The 17,155-nt window shown below is 35.3% G+C and carries 15 protein-coding genes and 1 pseudogene; 14 read left to right on the top strand and 2 right to left on the bottom strand.

Annotation, left to right across the window (positions count from 1 at the left end):
- Positions 1–50: 50 nt before the first annotated feature.
- The 13 genes and pseudogenes from DI487_RS15020 to DI487_RS14965 all read left to right on the top strand — a co-directional run bounded on the left by DI487_RS15020 (position 51) and on the right by DI487_RS14965 (position 14,891).
- Entirely contained in the window at positions 51–4,379 is a 4,329-nt protein-coding gene (locus DI487_RS15020) for a CusA/CzcA family heavy metal efflux RND transporter (protein WP_109570373.1), read from the top strand.
- Positions 4,380–4,383: 4 nt separating this feature from the next.
- Positions 4,384–5,502 (top strand): efflux RND transporter periplasmic adaptor subunit, encoded by a 1,119-nt coding sequence (locus DI487_RS15015; protein ID WP_109570702.1) that lies wholly within the window; start codon positions 4,384–4,386, stop codon positions 5,500–5,502.
- Between the two features lie 11 nt (positions 5,503–5,513).
- Positions 5,514–5,975 carry a ferritin family protein gene (locus DI487_RS16415; RefSeq protein WP_245896446.1) on the top strand — a complete coding sequence of 154 codons (462 nt, stop codon included), beginning with the start codon at positions 5,514–5,516 and terminating at the stop codon, positions 5,973–5,975.
- 41 nt (positions 5,976–6,016) lie between these two features.
- A complete protein-coding gene (locus tag DI487_RS16410) occupies positions 6,017–6,634 on the top strand; it encodes a VIT1/CCC1 transporter family protein (protein WP_245896442.1) in 618 nt (205 codons plus the stop codon).
- Between the two features lie 240 nt (positions 6,635–6,874).
- The gene (hisG, locus tag DI487_RS15005) at positions 6,875–7,732 is read left to right on the top strand and encodes an ATP phosphoribosyltransferase (protein ID WP_109570372.1); all 858 of its coding nucleotides are present in this window, start codon (positions 6,875–6,877) and stop codon (positions 7,730–7,732) included.
- 19 nt (positions 7,733–7,751) lie between these two features.
- A complete protein-coding gene (hisD, locus tag DI487_RS15000) occupies positions 7,752–9,047 on the top strand; it encodes a histidinol dehydrogenase (protein ID WP_109570371.1) in 1,296 nt (431 codons plus the stop codon).
- On the top strand, positions 9,034–10,077 hold the full coding sequence (gene hisC / locus DI487_RS14995) for a histidinol-phosphate transaminase (protein ID WP_109570370.1): 1,044 nt from the start codon (positions 9,034–9,036) through the stop codon (positions 10,075–10,077). The genes hisD and hisC overlap by 14 nt, the downstream gene beginning before the upstream one ends.
- Positions 10,078–11,217, top strand: coding sequence for a bifunctional histidinol-phosphatase/imidazoleglycerol-phosphate dehydratase HisB (gene hisB, locus DI487_RS14990; RefSeq protein WP_109570369.1), 1,140 nt, complete (start codon positions 10,078–10,080; stop codon positions 11,215–11,217).
- Positions 11,217–11,809 (top strand): annotated as a pseudogene (hisH, locus tag DI487_RS14985) (imidazole glycerol phosphate synthase subunit HisH). Before hisB ends, hisH begins: the two are co-directional and overlap by 1 nt.
- Before the next feature lie 4 nt (positions 11,810–11,813).
- A complete protein-coding gene (gene hisA / locus DI487_RS14980) occupies positions 11,814–12,554 on the top strand; it encodes a 1-(5-phosphoribosyl)-5-[(5-phosphoribosylamino)methylideneamino]imidazole-4-carboxamide isomerase (RefSeq protein ID WP_109570368.1) in 741 nt (246 codons plus the stop codon).
- 7 nt (positions 12,555–12,561) lie between these two features.
- Positions 12,562–13,320 (top strand): imidazole glycerol phosphate synthase subunit HisF, encoded by a 759-nt coding sequence (gene hisF, locus DI487_RS14975; protein WP_109570367.1) that lies wholly within the window; start codon positions 12,562–12,564, stop codon positions 13,318–13,320.
- 70 nt (positions 13,321–13,390) lie between these two features.
- Positions 13,391–13,999 (top strand): bifunctional phosphoribosyl-AMP cyclohydrolase/phosphoribosyl-ATP diphosphatase HisIE, encoded by a 609-nt coding sequence (hisIE, locus tag DI487_RS14970; RefSeq protein ID WP_109570366.1) that lies wholly within the window; start codon positions 13,391–13,393, stop codon positions 13,997–13,999.
- A gap of 220 nt (positions 14,000–14,219) precedes the next feature.
- Positions 14,220–14,891 carry a DUF2461 domain-containing protein gene (locus DI487_RS14965; RefSeq protein ID WP_109570365.1) on the top strand — a complete coding sequence of 224 codons (672 nt, stop codon included), beginning with the start codon at positions 14,220–14,222 and terminating at the stop codon, positions 14,889–14,891.
- Here the strand turns inward: DI487_RS14965 and DI487_RS14960 are convergent.
- The gene (locus DI487_RS14960) at positions 14,888–15,280 is read right to left on the bottom strand and encodes a glyoxalase (protein ID WP_109570364.1); all 393 of its coding nucleotides are present in this window, start codon (positions 15,278–15,280) and stop codon (positions 14,888–14,890) included. The genes DI487_RS14965 and DI487_RS14960 overlap by 4 nt on opposite strands.
- A gap of 206 nt (positions 15,281–15,486) precedes the next feature.
- On the opposite strand from DI487_RS14960, the gene DI487_RS14955 reads away from it, so the two are divergent.
- Positions 15,487–15,900: an acyl-CoA thioesterase gene (locus DI487_RS14955; protein ID WP_109570363.1), complete on the top strand. Its 414-nt coding sequence runs from the start codon at positions 15,487–15,489 to the stop codon at positions 15,898–15,900.
- 10 nt (positions 15,901–15,910) lie between these two features.
- On the opposite strand, the gene DI487_RS14950 is transcribed toward DI487_RS14955, so the two are convergent.
- Positions 15,911–17,155: a mechanosensitive ion channel family protein gene (locus tag DI487_RS14950; protein ID WP_109570362.1), complete on the bottom strand. Its 1,245-nt coding sequence runs from the start codon at positions 17,153–17,155 to the stop codon at positions 15,911–15,913.

Genomic DNA, 17,155 nt, shown 5'->3' with positions numbered 1-17,155 from the left:
GTTAAATCTTATACATTCTTCTTAGTTTTACATCATAAAATTTTAAAGCCTTGGAAAAGATTATTGCCTTCAGTTTACGAAATAAACTTATCATAATTTTATTGACTTTTGCTATAGTAGGATTTGGTGTTTATTCCGTTTTTAACATTTCTATCGGAGCCGTTCCTGACATTACAAACAATCAGGTTCAGGTTATCACAACATCACAGAATTTATCTACGCAAGATATTGAACAATATATTACGTATCCGGTCGAATTAGAAATGGCTAATTTACCCGGAGTAGAAGAGATACGTTCGGTTTCAAAATTTGGTCTTTCAGTTGTAACCATTGTTTTTACAGATGAAATCGGAACCTATTTACCTCGTCAGCTTATTGCCGAAAAAATAAAATCAGCCAGTGAAAAAATACCGCAAGGTTTCGGTAGTCCTTCTATGGGACCAATTACAACCGGATTGGGAGAAGTATACCAATATATCTTAGATGTAAAACCCGAATACAAAGATCGCTATTCCGTTACAGACCTGAGAACCATTCAGGATTGGATCGTTAAGCGTCAGTTATCCGGTATCAAAGGAGTTGTAGAGATCAATACTTGGGGAGGTTATTTAAAACAGTACGAAGTCGCGATTAATTCTTCCCGATTAAAATCCATGAATGTTTCGATCGATGAAGTATTTACAGCTTTGGAGAAAAATAACAGCGTGGCCGGAGGTGCTTATATCGAAAAAGTGAATCAAAGTTATTTCATTCGAGGAGAAGGTAAAGTCAATTCTCTTGATGATATCAAGCAAATAGTCGTTAAAAACGAAAACGGAACTCCTGTATTAATTAAAGATGTTGCCGATGTTCGTTATGGAAGTGCCAATCGCTTCGGAGCCATTACCGGAAACGGTGAAGGTGAAAAAGTACTGGGACAAGTCATGATGCTAAAAGGAGCTAATTCTAAACAAGTATTAGAAGATGTTAAAAACAGAGTGGCAGAGATACAGAAAACATTGCCTAAAGGTGTTTATATTAACGGATTTTTAGAGCGAAGTGAATTGGTTGCCAAAACAACATTTACAGTATCGGAAAACCTTATTTTGGGCTGTTTAATCGTTATTTTCGTAGTAGTTCTGTTACTGGGCAACTGGCGTTCCGGTTTGGTTGTTGCCTCAGTCATTCCGCTTTGTTTGCTGTTTGCTATTTCTTTTATGAATATTTTCGGGATTGATGCTAATTTAATGAGTTTAGGAGCTATCGACTTCGGAATTATTATTGACGGCGCCGTGATCATTGTTGAATTTATTGCATTTCAGATTTCAAGTAAATCCCAACATTTAAAGACAATTGATAAAGAGAACCGCCAATCTGAGATAGATGAAATTACTCTAAAAAGTGCTTCTACTATGATGAATTCGGCTGTTTTCGGACAGTTAATAATCTTAATAGTATTTATTCCTATTTTATCCCTTTCAGGAGTTGAAGGAAAAATGTTTAAACCTATGGCAATGACCTTTAGTTTTGCTATCGTAGGAGCCATGCTATTTTGTTTTACCTATGTTCCGGTAGTTTCTTCTATCTTTTTAAAACCGACAGAAGAAAATCCGAGATCAATTTCTAACCGATTGATTAAGAAATTAAATAAATGGTATTATCCGGTAATAAAATGGGCACTGAAAAATACTAAAAAAGTAATGTATTCTGCTTTAGGTCTTTTAGTACTTGCAATAGCTGTATTTACAACAATGGGAGGAGAATTCATCCCGACCTTAGATGAAGGTGATTTTGTGATCCAACCGGTTTTAAAAACAGGAACGTCTTTAAGTAAAACTATTGAAACAACTACTAAAATAGAACAAATTATACGGAAAAATTTCCCGGAAGTCCAACAAGTAGTAAGTAGGATAGGAGCTGCTGAAGTTCCAACCGATCCTATGAGTATGGAGGAAAGTGATATTATTGTAAAATTAAAGCCAAAATCAGAATGGGTTTCTGCTGAAACAAAGGATGAACTCGCGGATAAGATTAAAATTGCTATCCAAAAGAAAATTCCCAACTTAGAGGTTGAATTTACACAACCTATCGAAATGCGTTTTAATGAATTAGTTTCAGGAACCCGTTCGGATGTGGCTGTTAAGATTTTCGGAGAAGATTTAGATATCTTAGCTGAAAAAGCAAAAGAGGTCGAAAAAGCCATTCAAAACGTAGAAGGAGCTTCTGATATTATTTTAGAAAAAACAGAAGGATTGCCACAAATGGCAGTACAGTACAATCGTTCTAAAATTGCTCAATTCGGATTGAATATCGCCGATTTGAATGACATGATCTCATTGGGCTTTGCCGGAAAAACAGTCGGAAACGTCTTTGAAGGAGAAAAACGCTTTGACCTAGTAGTCCGATTAGATAAAACGAAACGTCAGGATATAGAAGATCTACGCAATTTATTTGTTACCACACCGGATAACTTCCAGATTCCACTACGGGAACTGGCTGATATAAGCTATACAGAAGGTCCCGCTAAAATTTCACGCGACAATACCAACCGTAGAATCGTAGTAGGAGTTAATGTAAGAAATCGCGATTTGCAAAGTGTAGTTGATGATATTCGAAAAATTGTAGATACACAGATCAAATTACCGGCAGGTTATTATGTTACATACGGAGGACAATTTGAAAATTTACAAAGTGCTAAAGCTCGTTTAATGGTAGCCGTTCCTATTGCCTTGTTCCTAATATTCATTATGTTATATTTTGCTTTTCATTCGATCAAGGAAGCTATTATGGTTTTCTCTGCCATACCATTATCTGCTGTAGGAGGAATTTTGTTCTTATGGATTAGAGATCTACCGTTCAGTATTTCGGCAGGTATCGGATTTATAGCTTTGTTTGGTATCGCAGTACTTAACGGAATTGTTTTGATCGAGCATTTTAAAGAACTTAAACATAGAGGAATGGATAGTATTGATGAGTTAATTTTAAGAGGTACAACAGATCGTTTGCGTCCGGTATTATTAACTGCCTCAGCAGCAGCATTAGGTTTTCTTCCTATGGCAGTCTCAGCTTCTGCCGGTGCCGAAGTTCAACGCCCGTTGGCAACTGTTGTAATCGGTGGTTTATTTACTGCTACATTGTTAACTATGGTTGTTTTACCGGTATTATTCAAAGTTTTGAGTACGAAAGATTTTAAGAAACCTAAAATTAAGGCGAGTGTAATTGTTTTACTGATCTCAATTGTAGGCGGAATGCAATCGGTTAATGCACAAGAAAAGTCTCAGCAAGAAATTGAGCAGCTTTTTAAATTAGCGATGGAAAACAATACGGAATTAAAAGCGGGACAATTACAAGTTGACAAACAAAAAGCCAACATAGGTTCGGCATTTGCTCTTGATAAAACTAATTTTTATTATAGTTATGATCAAAATAATCTGGCTATTAATAACGAACCTTTAAAAGTTTTTGGTGTTCATCAAACCTTTTCTTTTCCAACGGTTTACTTTGCCCAAAAGAAAGTCTTAAAAACGGTTTACGAAAAAGAAAAAGCCTCTTTTGAACTTCAAAAAAACAAATTGAAATCAGGATTAGAAAAAGTATACAACCAAATTATATATTACCAGCATAAAGAAAAACTATATCGTTTTTTAGATAGTTTGCACCAGAATTTTTCTAAAGCCAGTAGCCGCCGATTTGAATTAGGAGAATCTAATTATTTAGAAAAAATTACAGCAGAAGCTAAATACAAACAAATTGCGACACAATTGACGCAGGTTGCTAGCGATAAAAAAACAGCCTATGCACAGTTACAGGCTTTGCTTCAATCCGATTCATTGGTAATGGTTCAAAATTCAGATTTACAGCCTTATCTTGTAAGTGATTCCACTTCACAAGGTTTGTATCAGAACTATTTTGCTACCATTAGTGCAAACATGAAACAACAAAACCGCTTTCAGAAACAAAACTGGTTTCCTGATCTGAGCATTGAGTATTTCAGAGGTAAAAACAACGGTTTGTCACAATCTTTATATGGAATTCAGGTTGGAGTAGCAATCCCTTTGTTCTTTAACGGCAATGTGACCAAACAAAAAGTAGCCCGATTGGAAATGGAAAGTTGGGAACAGCAAAAACAAAGTGAAACCGAAAAGATGAATCGCTATATCGAACAAAAACAAAGCGAATTATTGAAATATCAGGAAGCTATTGATTATTACAACCAAACTGGAAAACATTTAGCTTCCGAAATTATAAAAGTGGCTGATATGAGCTACAAACACGGGGAAATTGATTTCTTCCAATACATTCAAAGTTTGGACAATGCAACCCAAATAGAAATAGAATTTCTAAACAATGTTTTATTATACAACAATGCTAAAATTGACTTACAATACCTTAATTACTAATCTCATGAGAAAAATAAGCTATATCTTTTTACTAAGCCTGGTAACTCTTTCTTGTAAAAATCAGGAAACCACAGCAGAACCCGAATCTACTAATGAAGACGGATATTCTGTAACTCATGAGCAATTCAAAGCCATGAATATGGAATTAGGTTCACTATCTGAACACGATTTCAATATTTCCGTTCAGGCAACCGGAATGATTGATGTTCCGCCACAAAATAAAGCTAAAGTCACTACTTTTTTAGGAGGTTATGTAAAAACTACTAACCTTTTGGTAGGGGATAAAGTAAAAAAAGGAGAGGCACTATTAACGTTAGAAAATACAGATTTTGTTGATCTTCAGAAAGATTACGTAGAAGTTGCCGAACAAATAGGTTATCTAAAATCAGAATATGAAAGACAAAAAACTTTATATGAGGAGAAAATTACCTCACAAAAAAATTACTTAAAAGCGGAAAGTGATTATAAAAAAGCATTCGGAATGTACCAAAGTTTAAAAAAGAAATTAGAACTTTTAAATATTTCCCCCGCACAAGTAGAAAAAGGAAATTTTACATCCGTAATTACGCTTTATGCACCTATTTCCGGTGATATAACTCAGATGAATGCCAATGTAGGAATGTTTATGGCTCCTTCTGATATTATTCTGGAGATCGTTGATATCGATCATTTGCATATAGAATTAAATGTTTTTGAAAAAGATATTTTAAAAATAAAAGAAAAACAAAACATTGTTTTTACCGTTCCGCAAGCCTCTAAAGAAAAGTTTAATGCCGAAGTGGTTTTAGTAGGTAAATCCATTGAAAATAAAGACAGAACTATTATGGTTCACGGTCATTTAGACGATAATATTAAACAACGTTTGTTAACCGGTATGTATGTCGAAGCTAAAATTGAAACCGAAAGTATTAAAAGCTTAGGTATTCCAACAGAAGCTATTCTGTCAGAAAATGACAAAAAATTTGTATTTTTAGTAGATAAAGATCAAAACGGAAGTTACAGCTTCAAAAAGGTTTTGGTTAAAACAGGCGAACAAACCGATACCTTTACCCAAATTTTACCGGAAAGTAATTTACCTTCTACTGCTAAAATTTTGACAAAAGGCGCTTTTGATATTAACTAATGTGAATTGATATGACCGAAATCAAAAAACTAAGAGAACAACTGCAAATGGAAGTAGACACCAGTTTTCTCTATTATTCCATTGCTCAATTACAGGCTGACGAAAATTTAAAAGCAGTTTTAAACAGTTTGTCTGATATTGAAAAAGGTCATGCCAATGCTATTCTGAAAAAGATTAATGTGATCGACCCTAATTTTAAAATGATCCCGCCTTCGGGCAAAGCAAAATTACAATTGAAATTAGGTAAAGTCTTTGGATACAGTTCTATACTGAACAATTTATCCAATATTGAGAAAAATTATGCTTCAAAAACAATTCAGCAAAAAAATGCCGATGGCGTTCCGCTTGATGGTTTTGAGCACAATCACTTAAAGATCATTGAAGCAGTCAGTGACAATCAGAAACTTAATATTGATGGAGGCTTTTTATCCAAATTTGAAAGCCGACATAAATCGGTTGGGGAAATGCTTTAAGAGCGGCCGTTTTAGGAGCCAATGATGGCTTGGTGTCCAATATGAGTTTGGTTATGGGAGTTGCCGGAGCAGCTGTTTCTAACAGTACCATTTTACTCACCGGAGTTGCCGGATTATTAGCCGGTTCCATTTCTATGGCTTTAGGCGAATGGCTTTCCGTGCAAAGTTCACGCGAATTAAACCAACGCCAGATTGAGTTGGAAACAGAAGAATTAGAAGCTTCACCCGAAGAAGAGAAACATGAAGTAATTTTGCTTTATCAAGCTAAAGGAATGAGCAAAGAAGAAGCTCAAAAATTAGCTGATAAACTTTTTGAAAACAAAGAAACCGCTTTAAATACATTAATTTCAGAAGAATTAGGAATTAATAAAGAAGAAATGGGCGGTTCGGCTTGGGAAGCGGCTATAACTTCTTTTTTATTGTTTTCTGTTGGAGCTATCATTCCATTGTATCCTTTTATCTTTTTAGACGGATTCAAAGCAATTATGCTCAGCATAGCCAGCGGAGTAGTAGGGTTATTTATTATTGGAGCTTCAATTACGCTTTTCACCGGAAGATCGATTTGGTTCTCAGGATTCAGACAGATAATTTTTGGTTTAGCCGCCGCCGCAGTAACCTACGGAATTGGCGCTTTAATTGGTGTTTCAGTAGCAGGGTAATGTTATTTTTTGAAAATACTATTGCTCAATTCAAAAACTGTTGTACATTTGTCAAACAAAATAGAACAAAAATGTTTTTAAATCAATTACATCATCATCATCATTTTTTACACGCTCAAGCGAGGTAATGATGATTGGTATGTAATAATCTCATAAAATAATAACCCGTTTGAGTACATCAAGCGGGTTTCTTTTTGCTCATTACTCTCTTGGTGTACTCATTTTTAAGAAAAAAGTAAAATGAACACCTTAAAAATTGCCATTCAAAAATCAGGACGATTAAACGAGGATAGCTTAAAAATCCTTAAAGACTGTGGAATTTCTATTGAAAATGGGAATGACCAACTCAAAGCTACGGCTTCAAATTTCCCTTTAGAAGTTTTATATCTGCGTAACTCCGATATTCCGCAGTATGTATCAGATGGTGTAGCAGATATTGCCATTGTAGGCGATAATCTATTAATAGAAAAAGGAAACGACCTTGAAATTGTCGAACGATTGGGTTTTTCAAAATGTAAGGTTTCGGTCGCTGTTCCAAAAGCTTTCGATTACAACGGATTGAAAAGCTTACAAGGCAAAAAAATTGCCACTTCTTATCCTAATACCGTGCAACATTTTTTTAATGGAAATGGTATTGATGTCGAAATTCACCAAATCTCAGGTTCTGTTGAAATTGCACCAAATATCGGGCTTTCTGACGCTATTGTCGATATTGTTTCTACCGGAAGTACGTTATTCAAAAACAATTTAAAAGAAGTAGAAGTCATTCTAAAAAGTGAAGCGGTTTTGGCTGTTTCCCCAAAAATTGCCCCCGAAAAACGAGAATTACTGCAAAAACTACAATTCCGTATCCAATCCGTTCTAAAAGCCAGAAAATCAAAATACATTTTAATGAATGTTCCCAATACTAAAATTCAAGCCGTAAGTTCCATTTTACCGGTTTTAAAAAGTCCAACGATTATGCCTTTGGCGGAAGAAGGTTGGAGCAGCCTGCACTCGGTAATCAATGAAGATACTTTTTGGGAAGTCATTGACCAACTAAAAGAAGCAGGTGCCGAAGGAATTTTGGTTTGCCCAATAGAAAAAATGGTTCTTTAATTCAAAAACAACACACACAATGAATACAATTTTAAATCCGGAACAAAATACTTGGAACGAATTGACGCAAAGACCAACGCAATCCTTTCAAGATATCGAACTCACTGTTAGCGCCATTTTTAAAGAAATTCAGCAAAAAGGGGACAAAGCAGTAGCAAAATACACATCTATTTTTGACGGAATTACGTTAGAAAACAATCAAGTAACGCAACAAGAAATCACTGAAGCCGAACAACAACTTTCTGACGAACTCAAAGAAGCGATTCAAACCGCTAAAAAGAATATTGAACGTTTTCACGCAGCTCAAAAAACCGCTAAAGTTGCTGTAGAAACACTACCCGGAATCAATTGTTGGCAAGAAAAAAAGCCAATTTCAAAAGTAGGATTGTACATTCCCGGAGGTTCAGCGCCTTTATTTTCAACCGTTTTAATGTTGGCAGCTCCTGCAAAATTAGCAGGTTGTCAAGAGATTATCTTATGTACGCCGCCAAATAAAGAAGGAAAGATCAATCCGGCAATTTTATTTGCAGCCCAATTATGCGGCATCACACAAATCCAAAAAATTGGTGGCATTCAAGCCATTGCTGCTATGACTTTTGGAACGGAATCTGTTCCTAAAGTGTACAAAATTTTCGGTCCTGGAAACCAATTTGTAACAGTCGCCAAACAAGTAGCTACGCAATATGGAGTTGCTATCGATATGCCAGCCGGACCTTCGGAACTTTTAGTGGTAGCCGACGAAACGTCAAATCCTGCATTTATAGCTTCTGATCTATTGAGTCAAGCCGAACACGGTGCTGATAGTCAGGTAATTTTGGTCACTACTTCTCAAGAGGTTCTTAAACAAACTGAGTCAGAAATTGAAAAGCAATTGGCCGTTTTACCACGCAAAACTATCGCCGAACAAGCCATTGCACAATCGCGTTTAATCTATTTCGATTCGGAGCAAAAAGCTTTGGATTTTATCAACGAATACGCTCCGGAACACTTTATTATTGCAGCTCAAAATGAAGAGTTTTATATTAATGGCATTCAAAATGCAGGTTCGGTTTTCGTAGGTTCTTACACACCCGAAAGTGCCGGTGATTATACTTCGGGAACCAATCACACTTTACCAACTAATGGCTATGCTAGAAATTATAGTGGTGTCAATTTGGATAGTTTCTTGAAAGCAATCACTTTTCAAAAAATCAGTCCAAAAGGGCTGCAAACTATTGGAAATACCATTGAAATCATGGCTGAAGCCGAAGGTTTACAAGCACACAAAAACGCAGTTACAATTCGTTTAAAAACACTTGAAAATGAAAACATTTAATATCGATTCGTTTATTCGTTCCAATATCAAAGCCATGAAACCGTATTCGTCGGCACGGGATGAATTTCAGGATTTTGAACACGAAATGATTTTTTTGGATGCCAACGAAAATCCGTTTAATACAGGCTTAAACCGGTATCCGGATCCGCAACAAAAGAAGTTAAAAGAGCTTTTGGCGAAGCAAAAAAACGTAAAAACATCACAAATCTTAATTGGAAACGGAAGTGATGAAGTTTTGGATTTAGTCTTTCGCGCGTTTTGCGAACCCAATTCTGACAATGTTATCACTTTGCCGCCAACCTACGGAATGTATAGTGTTTTAGCCAATTTAAATGCTATTGAAAATAGAGAAGTTTTGTTGACCAACGATTTTCAGCCTAACATACAGCAGATTTTAGAAACCGTTGATAACAATACAAAAATTATCTTTTTGTGTTCGCCGAATAATCCAACAGGTAATTGTTTCACTGAAGAAAACATTACTTTTTTATTGGATAATTTTGATGGATTAGTCGTTTTAGATGAAGCTTACATTGATTTTGCACAACGAAAAAGTTGGTTGCAAAAACTAAACGAATATCCTAATTTAATCATTTCGCAAACGCTTTCAAAGGCTTATGGTTTAGCCGGATTGCGTGTTGGTCTTTTATATGCTTCTGAAGAAATTATTCAAGTCTTAAACAAGATAAAACAGCCATATAATATTAACACATTATCGCAAGAAAAAGCAATTAATGTTTTAAAAAATGAAGACGTTTTAAAAAACATAAGTACTTTATTTACAGAAGAAAAAAGAAAATTAATTCAACAATTACTTAAATTTGAATTTGTAAAAGAAATCTACCCGAGTGATGCTAATTTCATTCTGATAAAAGTAGATGATGCTAAAAAAAGATACCAAGAACTAGTAACCAAAAACATTGTTGTTCGCGATAGAAGTAGCCAACCACTTTGCGAAAATTGTCTGCGAATTTCCATAGGTACACCCGAAGAAAATAAAATCGTTTTAGAAACCCTAAAGAACTTATAAATGGCACAAAAAGTATTATTTATCGATAGAGACGGAACTTTGGTTTTAGAACCATCCGATTATCAAGTGGATCGATTTGAAAAACTAAAATTCTATCCGGAAGTGTTCTATTATTTGGGGAAAATTGCCAAAGAATTGGATTACAAATTGGTGATGGTAACTAACCAAGACGGTTTGGGAACTGAAAGTCATCCCGAAGAAAACTTTTGGCTGGTTCAAAATTTCATTATCGAATGTTTTGAAAACGAAAAAGTTACGTTTAGTAAAGTTCACATCGACAACAGTTTTCCTCACGAAAATAAACCGACACGCAAACCACAAATCGGAATGTTAACCGAATATTTAGATGCCCAAAAATACGATTTGTCAAACTCTTTTGTCATTGGTGATCGCATTACCGATGTGGAATTGGCTAAAAATTTGAACGCTAAAGCTATTTTTATTGCGAATGAAGAAACTTTGGGACAAACAGAACTTTCGGCTACAGTTCAGGATTTAGAAGCGTTTATTGCGTTAAAAACACAATCTTGGAAAAACATTTACGAGTTTTTAAAGTTAGAAAGCAGAAGCGCTAGTATAGTTCGTAAAACCAATGAAACGGATATTGCCATCACGCTAAATTTAGACGGAACTGGTAAAAGTGAAATCGATACCGGAATTGCCTTTTTCGATCACATGTTAGACCAAATTGCACGTCACGGCCAAATGGATTTGAAAATTTCAGTAAAAGGAGATCTAGAAGTTGATGAACACCACACCATTGAGGATACAGCTATTGCTCTGGGCGAAGTTTTTGCAAAAGCTTTGGGCAATAAATTAGGCATTGAGCGCTACGGATTTTGTTTGCCTATGGACGATTGTTTAGCACAAGTGGCTATTGATTTTGGCGGAAGAAACTGGTTGGTTTGGGAAGCTGATTTCAAACGCGAATTGATTGGAAAAATGCCAACGGAAATGTTCTTTCACTTTTTCAAATCGTTTACCGATGGTTCTAAAGCAAATCTAAACATCAAAGCAGAAGGAACAAACGAACATCACAAAATTGAAGCTATTTTTAAGGCATTTGCCAAAGCGATAAAAGTAGCTGTAAAACGCGATCCCGATAAAATGATTTTACCGTCCACTAAAGGTCTTTTATAATGAATACAACTCAAAAAATAGCACTTATAGATTACGGCGCTGGCAATGTTCAAAGTGTTTTGTTTGCTTTGGAACGCTTGGGTTTTCAAGGAATCGTTACCCATGACGCCACGATTATTCAACAAGCTGATAAAGTGATTTTTCCAGGTGTAGGCGAGGCGAGTAGTGCCATGCAAAAGTTAAAAAGTACTGGTTTAGACCAAGTGATCCCCTTTTGAAGCAGCCGGTTTTAGGAATCTGTTTGGGTATGCAATTATTGTGTCGCCATTCAGAAGAAGGAAATACCAATGCGTTAGGTATTTTTGATTTGGATGTAAAAAAATTCAGCAATAGCGTCAAAGTACCGCAAATGGGTTGGAATACCATTGCAAATTTAAAGTCTGATTTGTTCCGAAATATTTCAGAAAACGAATATATGTATTTGGTTCACAGCTATTATGTTCTGGAAAATCCGTTTAATATTGCACAAACTAACTACGGAATTGATTATGCTTCGGCGATTCAAAAAAACAATTTTTACGGTGTTCAATTTCATCCGGAAAAAAGCGGAAAAGTCGGAGAACAAATTTTAAAAAACTTTTTAGATAGTTAAAAACATGAGAATTATACCTGCCATTGATATTATTGAAGGAAAATGTGTTCGTTTGACCAAAGGCGATTACAGCACACAAAAAACGTATAACGAAAATCCGTTAGAAGTGGCCAAAGCCTATGAAGATGCCGGAATTGACTATTTACACGTTGTGGATTTAGACGGAGCCAAATCGAGCCGAATTATCAATTATAAAACCTTGGAAACCTTGGCGACTAAAACCCAACTAAAAATTGATTTTGGTGGTGGCTTAAAATCGGATGATGATTTAAAAATTGCTTTCGATTGTGGCGCACAGCAAATTACAGGCGGAAGCATTGCCGTTAAAAATCCAGAAGTGTTTGAACAATGGATTACAAAATACGGTTCGGAAGCTATTATTTTGGGCGCTGATGCAAAGAACGAAAAAATTGCCGTATCGGGTTGGCAAGAAGAATCTAGTGAAGATTTATTGCCTTTTATTGCCAAATATCAAACCAAAGGCATTCAGTATGTAATTTGCACCGATATTTCTAAAGATGGAATGCTTGAAGGCCCGAATTTTGATTTGTACCAAAAGATTTTAACCGAATGCAATTCGGCTAACGAAAATTTAAAACTCATTGCTTCCGGCGGAATTTCAAACGAAAAAGAGCTGTATCAATTAGCCGAATTAGGTTGCGATGGAACGATCATCGGAAAGGCGATTTACGAAGGAAAAATCAGTTTAAAACAATTGGAACAATTTATTATGAGTCACAAATAAAAAAATTATGCTAACCAAACGAATTATACCTTGTTTAGATATTAAAAACGGACGCACCGTAAAAGGAGTCAATTTTTTGGCTTTACGCGATGCGGGCGATCCGGTGGAATTGGCACAAAAATACGCCGAAACTGGTGCTGACGAATTGGTTTTTTTAGATATTTCGGCTACGGAAGAACGCCGTCGAACTTTAGTCGATTTGGTTCGAAATGTGGCTAAAACCGTTAATATTCCGTTTACTGTGGGCGGCGGAATTGCTTCTGTTGCTGATGTTTCGGTATTGTTGCAAAACGGCGCTGATAAAATTTCTATCAATTCGGCTGCCGTTAAAAATCCGAAATTAATAGAAGAATTGGCTAAAGAATTTGGAAGTCAATGTGTTGTGGTTGCCATCGATGCCAAACCAATTGAAAACCAATGGAAAGTACATTTGGTTGGTGGTAAACAAGCCACTGCAATCGATTTGTTTGATTGGGCAAAAACCGTTGAAAATTTGGGCGCCGGAGAAATTCTGTTTACTTCTATGGATCATGACGGAACCAAAAATGGTTTTGCAAACGAAGCTTTAGCCCAGTTGTCGTCTTGGGTCAATATCCCTATAATTGCTTCGGGTGGAGCAGGAGCCAAAGAACATTTTGCCGATGCGTTTATTCAAGGAAAAGCCGATGCTGCTTTGGCTGCTAGCGTTTTTCACTTTAATGAAATCCCAATTCCGGAATTGAAACAGTATTTAGCCGATCAAAATATTGTGATTCGAAAGGTTTAAAACTTCTCAATTTCGCTCAAAGTGACAATCATACAAATTATTTTAAACCGTTAATGATACATTAAAAAATATGAAACCAAATTTTTCAAAAAATAGCGATGGCTTACTTCCGGCTGTCATTCAAGATGCAGAAACTAAAAACGTACTGATGTTGGGTTACATGAACGAAGAAGCTTTGGCACAAACGTTGGCTACTCAAAAAGTAACTTTTTTTAGCCGAAGTAAAAACCGATTGTGGACCAAAGGCGAGGAAAGCGGTAACTTTTTACAACTGATTTCCATTGCCGAAGATTGCGATCAAGATACGCTTTTGGTACAAGTAAAACCATTGGGACCGACTTGTCATACAGGTTTAGACACATGCTGGCAAAAAGCTAACAATCAGGAATATGGGTTTTTAACTCATTTAGAAGAAACCATTACTAATCGCAAAAAATTAGCCGAAAGTAATGCTGAAACCAATAGTTATGTCACTTCTTTATTCCGAAAAGGAATCAACAAAATTGCGCAGAAAGTAGGAGAGGAAGCTGTTGAAGTAGTTATTGAGGCCAAAGACAGCAACGACGATTTGTTTTTAAACGAAAGTGCCGATCTATTGTTTCACTATTTGATTTTGTTACAAGCCAAAAATTATAAACTAAACGATGTTGTTAACGTTTTAAAAGAAAGGGAGAAGTAGTGATTTGCTTCTCCAAATTTCTCTATTAGTTCTATTTAGTATCATTCATATAGGTTGTCCTTTCATAAAGTTCTTCATATATCGGATCTTCAATAACTTTAATCAGTTTTTCGTTAAGATACTAATCCAATGCAAAAAATAGCGAGTAATACTTTTTCTGTTTTCATATTTTATTATTTTTTCAAATATATTTATTTTCCTAAACTTTTGTACCTTTAAAATAAAAATGATCAGTCAAAAAACCTTTGATTTTTTAAGCGAGTTACAAGCCAACAATAACCGGGAATGGTTTGCCGAACATAAAAAAGAGTTCGATCGGGAGTTTCAAAATAGCAAAGCCTTCTTCCAGCAAGTAGGGGGTGAATTAGGTAAGCAAGACAGTATAGAGAAAGTACATGTCTTCCGAATTTACCGTGATGTGCGTTTTTCAAAAGATAAGTCGCCTTATAAAGCTCATTTCAGCGCTTCATTTACGCGTACGAAGCCTTTATTGCGCGGTGGTATGTATTTGCATATTGAGAATAACAATAGTTTTGTGGGTGGCGGTTTTTGGGATCCGAATGCTGAGGATCTGCAACGTATTCGCAAAGAAATTGAACTTGATGCTGAAGAATTGCGAGCTATTTTACAACAACCTCAATTCATTGAGAATTTTGGTATTTTAACAGGTGACGAACTGAAAACCGCTCCCAAAGGTTTTGACAAGAATCATCCGGATATTGATCTGATCCGTAAAAAGCAATATTTATTGGCTCGTCAATTTAGCAATAAAGAAGTATTACAACCTGATTTCCAACAGGAAGTACTGAAAACTTTTGCTGCTATGCGTCCGTTTTTTGATTATATGAGTAGTGTGCTGACTACAAATTTAAACGGAGAAAGCCTGTATTAATCTTCTAATAGCTGTAACTGGTTTTTAAGGCGTTCCATTAACAAATTCATCATTCTTTTGTTCAAATTGGATGAATTTTGGATGTATTCCTTGTATTCCGTTATTGTGAACATACCAATGATAATGCCTTTCAGTGAATTTCGGAACTTGATATCGCGCTGAATGGCATTTTCAATATAGTTCATTTTCTTTTCCGGTGTTAAAGTAAAAAATACCCCTTTTTGTTTGGTAGCGTAGTTCTTGAATACCTCTACAAACAGATCGTTTTGAAATTTTAAAATAGGACGAATGGTTTGGTTTTGAAAGCGCTCTTCAGAACTTGAATTTTCGGTTACTAAGCCAATAGATTCACCTCGGATCTCTAAAATAGCTTCATCTTTCGTTTTCATCTTTTCTTTTTTTGGATACTTAAATTTACGAAATCAAAAAGCTTGAATCTCGGCTACTTACGATAAGTTATTAAGAATCAATTGTTAATTACTTTATCGATTTTACAAAAAACAGTCCGAATTTTTAGTTTTTTTAAAGAAGAATTCATACCTCAGAATTGGATGTGATTTAGTATTTTTACATTGAATTTTAAAACTAAAGAATTATGAGATTTCATACCAGAAAATGGGTAAAACCAGAGGACCTTAATGCTAACGGAACATTATTCGGAGGAACGTTATTAGCCTGGATAGATGAAGAAGCTGCTTTATATTCGATCATTCAGTTAGAAAATTCAAAGGTGGTAACGAAATATATGAGTGAAATTAACTTTATGAGTTCGGCCAACCAAGGGGATATTGTTGAAATAGGTATTGAAGTCGTTAAATTCGGTAGAACTTCTTTAGTTTTAAAAAGTGAAGTTCGCAATAAAATGACACGTGAAACCATTATTACGATAGACAATATCATTATGGTTAATTTAGGTTCGGACGGAAAACCGGCACCACACGGAAAAACAAAGATAGAATACGTTAAAGATAGATTGGAACAACAAAATGAAAATGGCAGCGGAAATTAAGCTGCCTTTTTTATTGTTTAGAAGTTATTTCTACATTACTGATTTCCAGTATTTCCAAACCAAAATAGCGTACGGAAGCTATAATGTGATCGAACAGATCGGCCATGATATGTTCGTAATTTACCCAGTTTTTATCTTTGGAAAAGCAATATACTTCAAGCGGAATTCCACGTTCGGTAATTTCTAAATAACGTACCATCATCAACATATCTTTATTGATTCCCGGATGTTGTAAGATGTATTGACTGACATATTTGCGGAACAACCCTAAGTTCGTTAAGTTTCTTCCGTTGACAATCAATGATTTGTCAACAGTATTATTTGTATTGTATTTATCAATATCCGATTGGCGATGTTCGATATAAGACGTTAAATGTTGTATTTTTTTAAAGTAATCCAATTCGTTTTCTTTAACAAAACGAACAGAACTAGGCTTGATTAAAACCTGTCTTTTAATACGTCGACCATCAGAATTAGTCATCCCTCGCCAGTTACGGAAACTATCCGAAATCAAGCTATACGTGGGAATTGTGGTGGTTGTATTGTCGAAATTACGCACTTTTACAGTTGCCAAATTGATCTCAATAACATCACCATCTGCACCAAATTTTTCCATAGTGATCCAATCGCCGATTCGTACCATATCATTAGCCGAAACGGAAATACTGGCCACAAATCCTAAGATCGTATCACGGAACATTAAGATAATAACAGCCGAAATGGAACCGAAAGTAGTTAAAAAAGCCGTTTTACTGATCTCAAATAAAATGGACAAAAAAGAAACGATCCCGAAAGTCCATAACAGGATCATGACTACTTGAATGTAACTATCAATAGGCTTATCACTAAAGCGTGGCTTTTCTTTTAAAAAATCTTTTAGTGCATTGAAAACACTTCGTATGATCCAAAGTGTTAAAAGTATAATGTAGATCTTGATACCTTTTTCAAAGAAATTTTCCCAAGAGGTAAAATCATTTAAAATTACAGGTACCGTTTTGTAAATGAATAACAAAGGAACCAGATGAGCAATGTATTTAGCTGTTTTATTGGCTACTAAAAAATCATCAAAGGATGATCTGGTTCTTGCAGCAACGATTGCCAGACAAACGATAAGTATTTTTTTAAAAATAAGGTCTAATACATAAGCCAATACAACCAATAATACAATGTTTATCACTAAACTAAGGTAAACACTGATAGCTTGATTAACACCTATTTCATGTAATAAATTTTCAGCCCAATTGAATATTTTCAT

Source organism: Flavobacterium sediminis (assembly GCF_003148385.1).
Taxonomy (GTDB): Bacteria; Bacteroidota; Bacteroidia; order Flavobacteriales; family Flavobacteriaceae; genus Flavobacterium; species Flavobacterium sediminis.
Note: the sequence above shows the minus strand (reverse complement) of the source record. Positions and strands in the feature narration are given on the sequence as shown.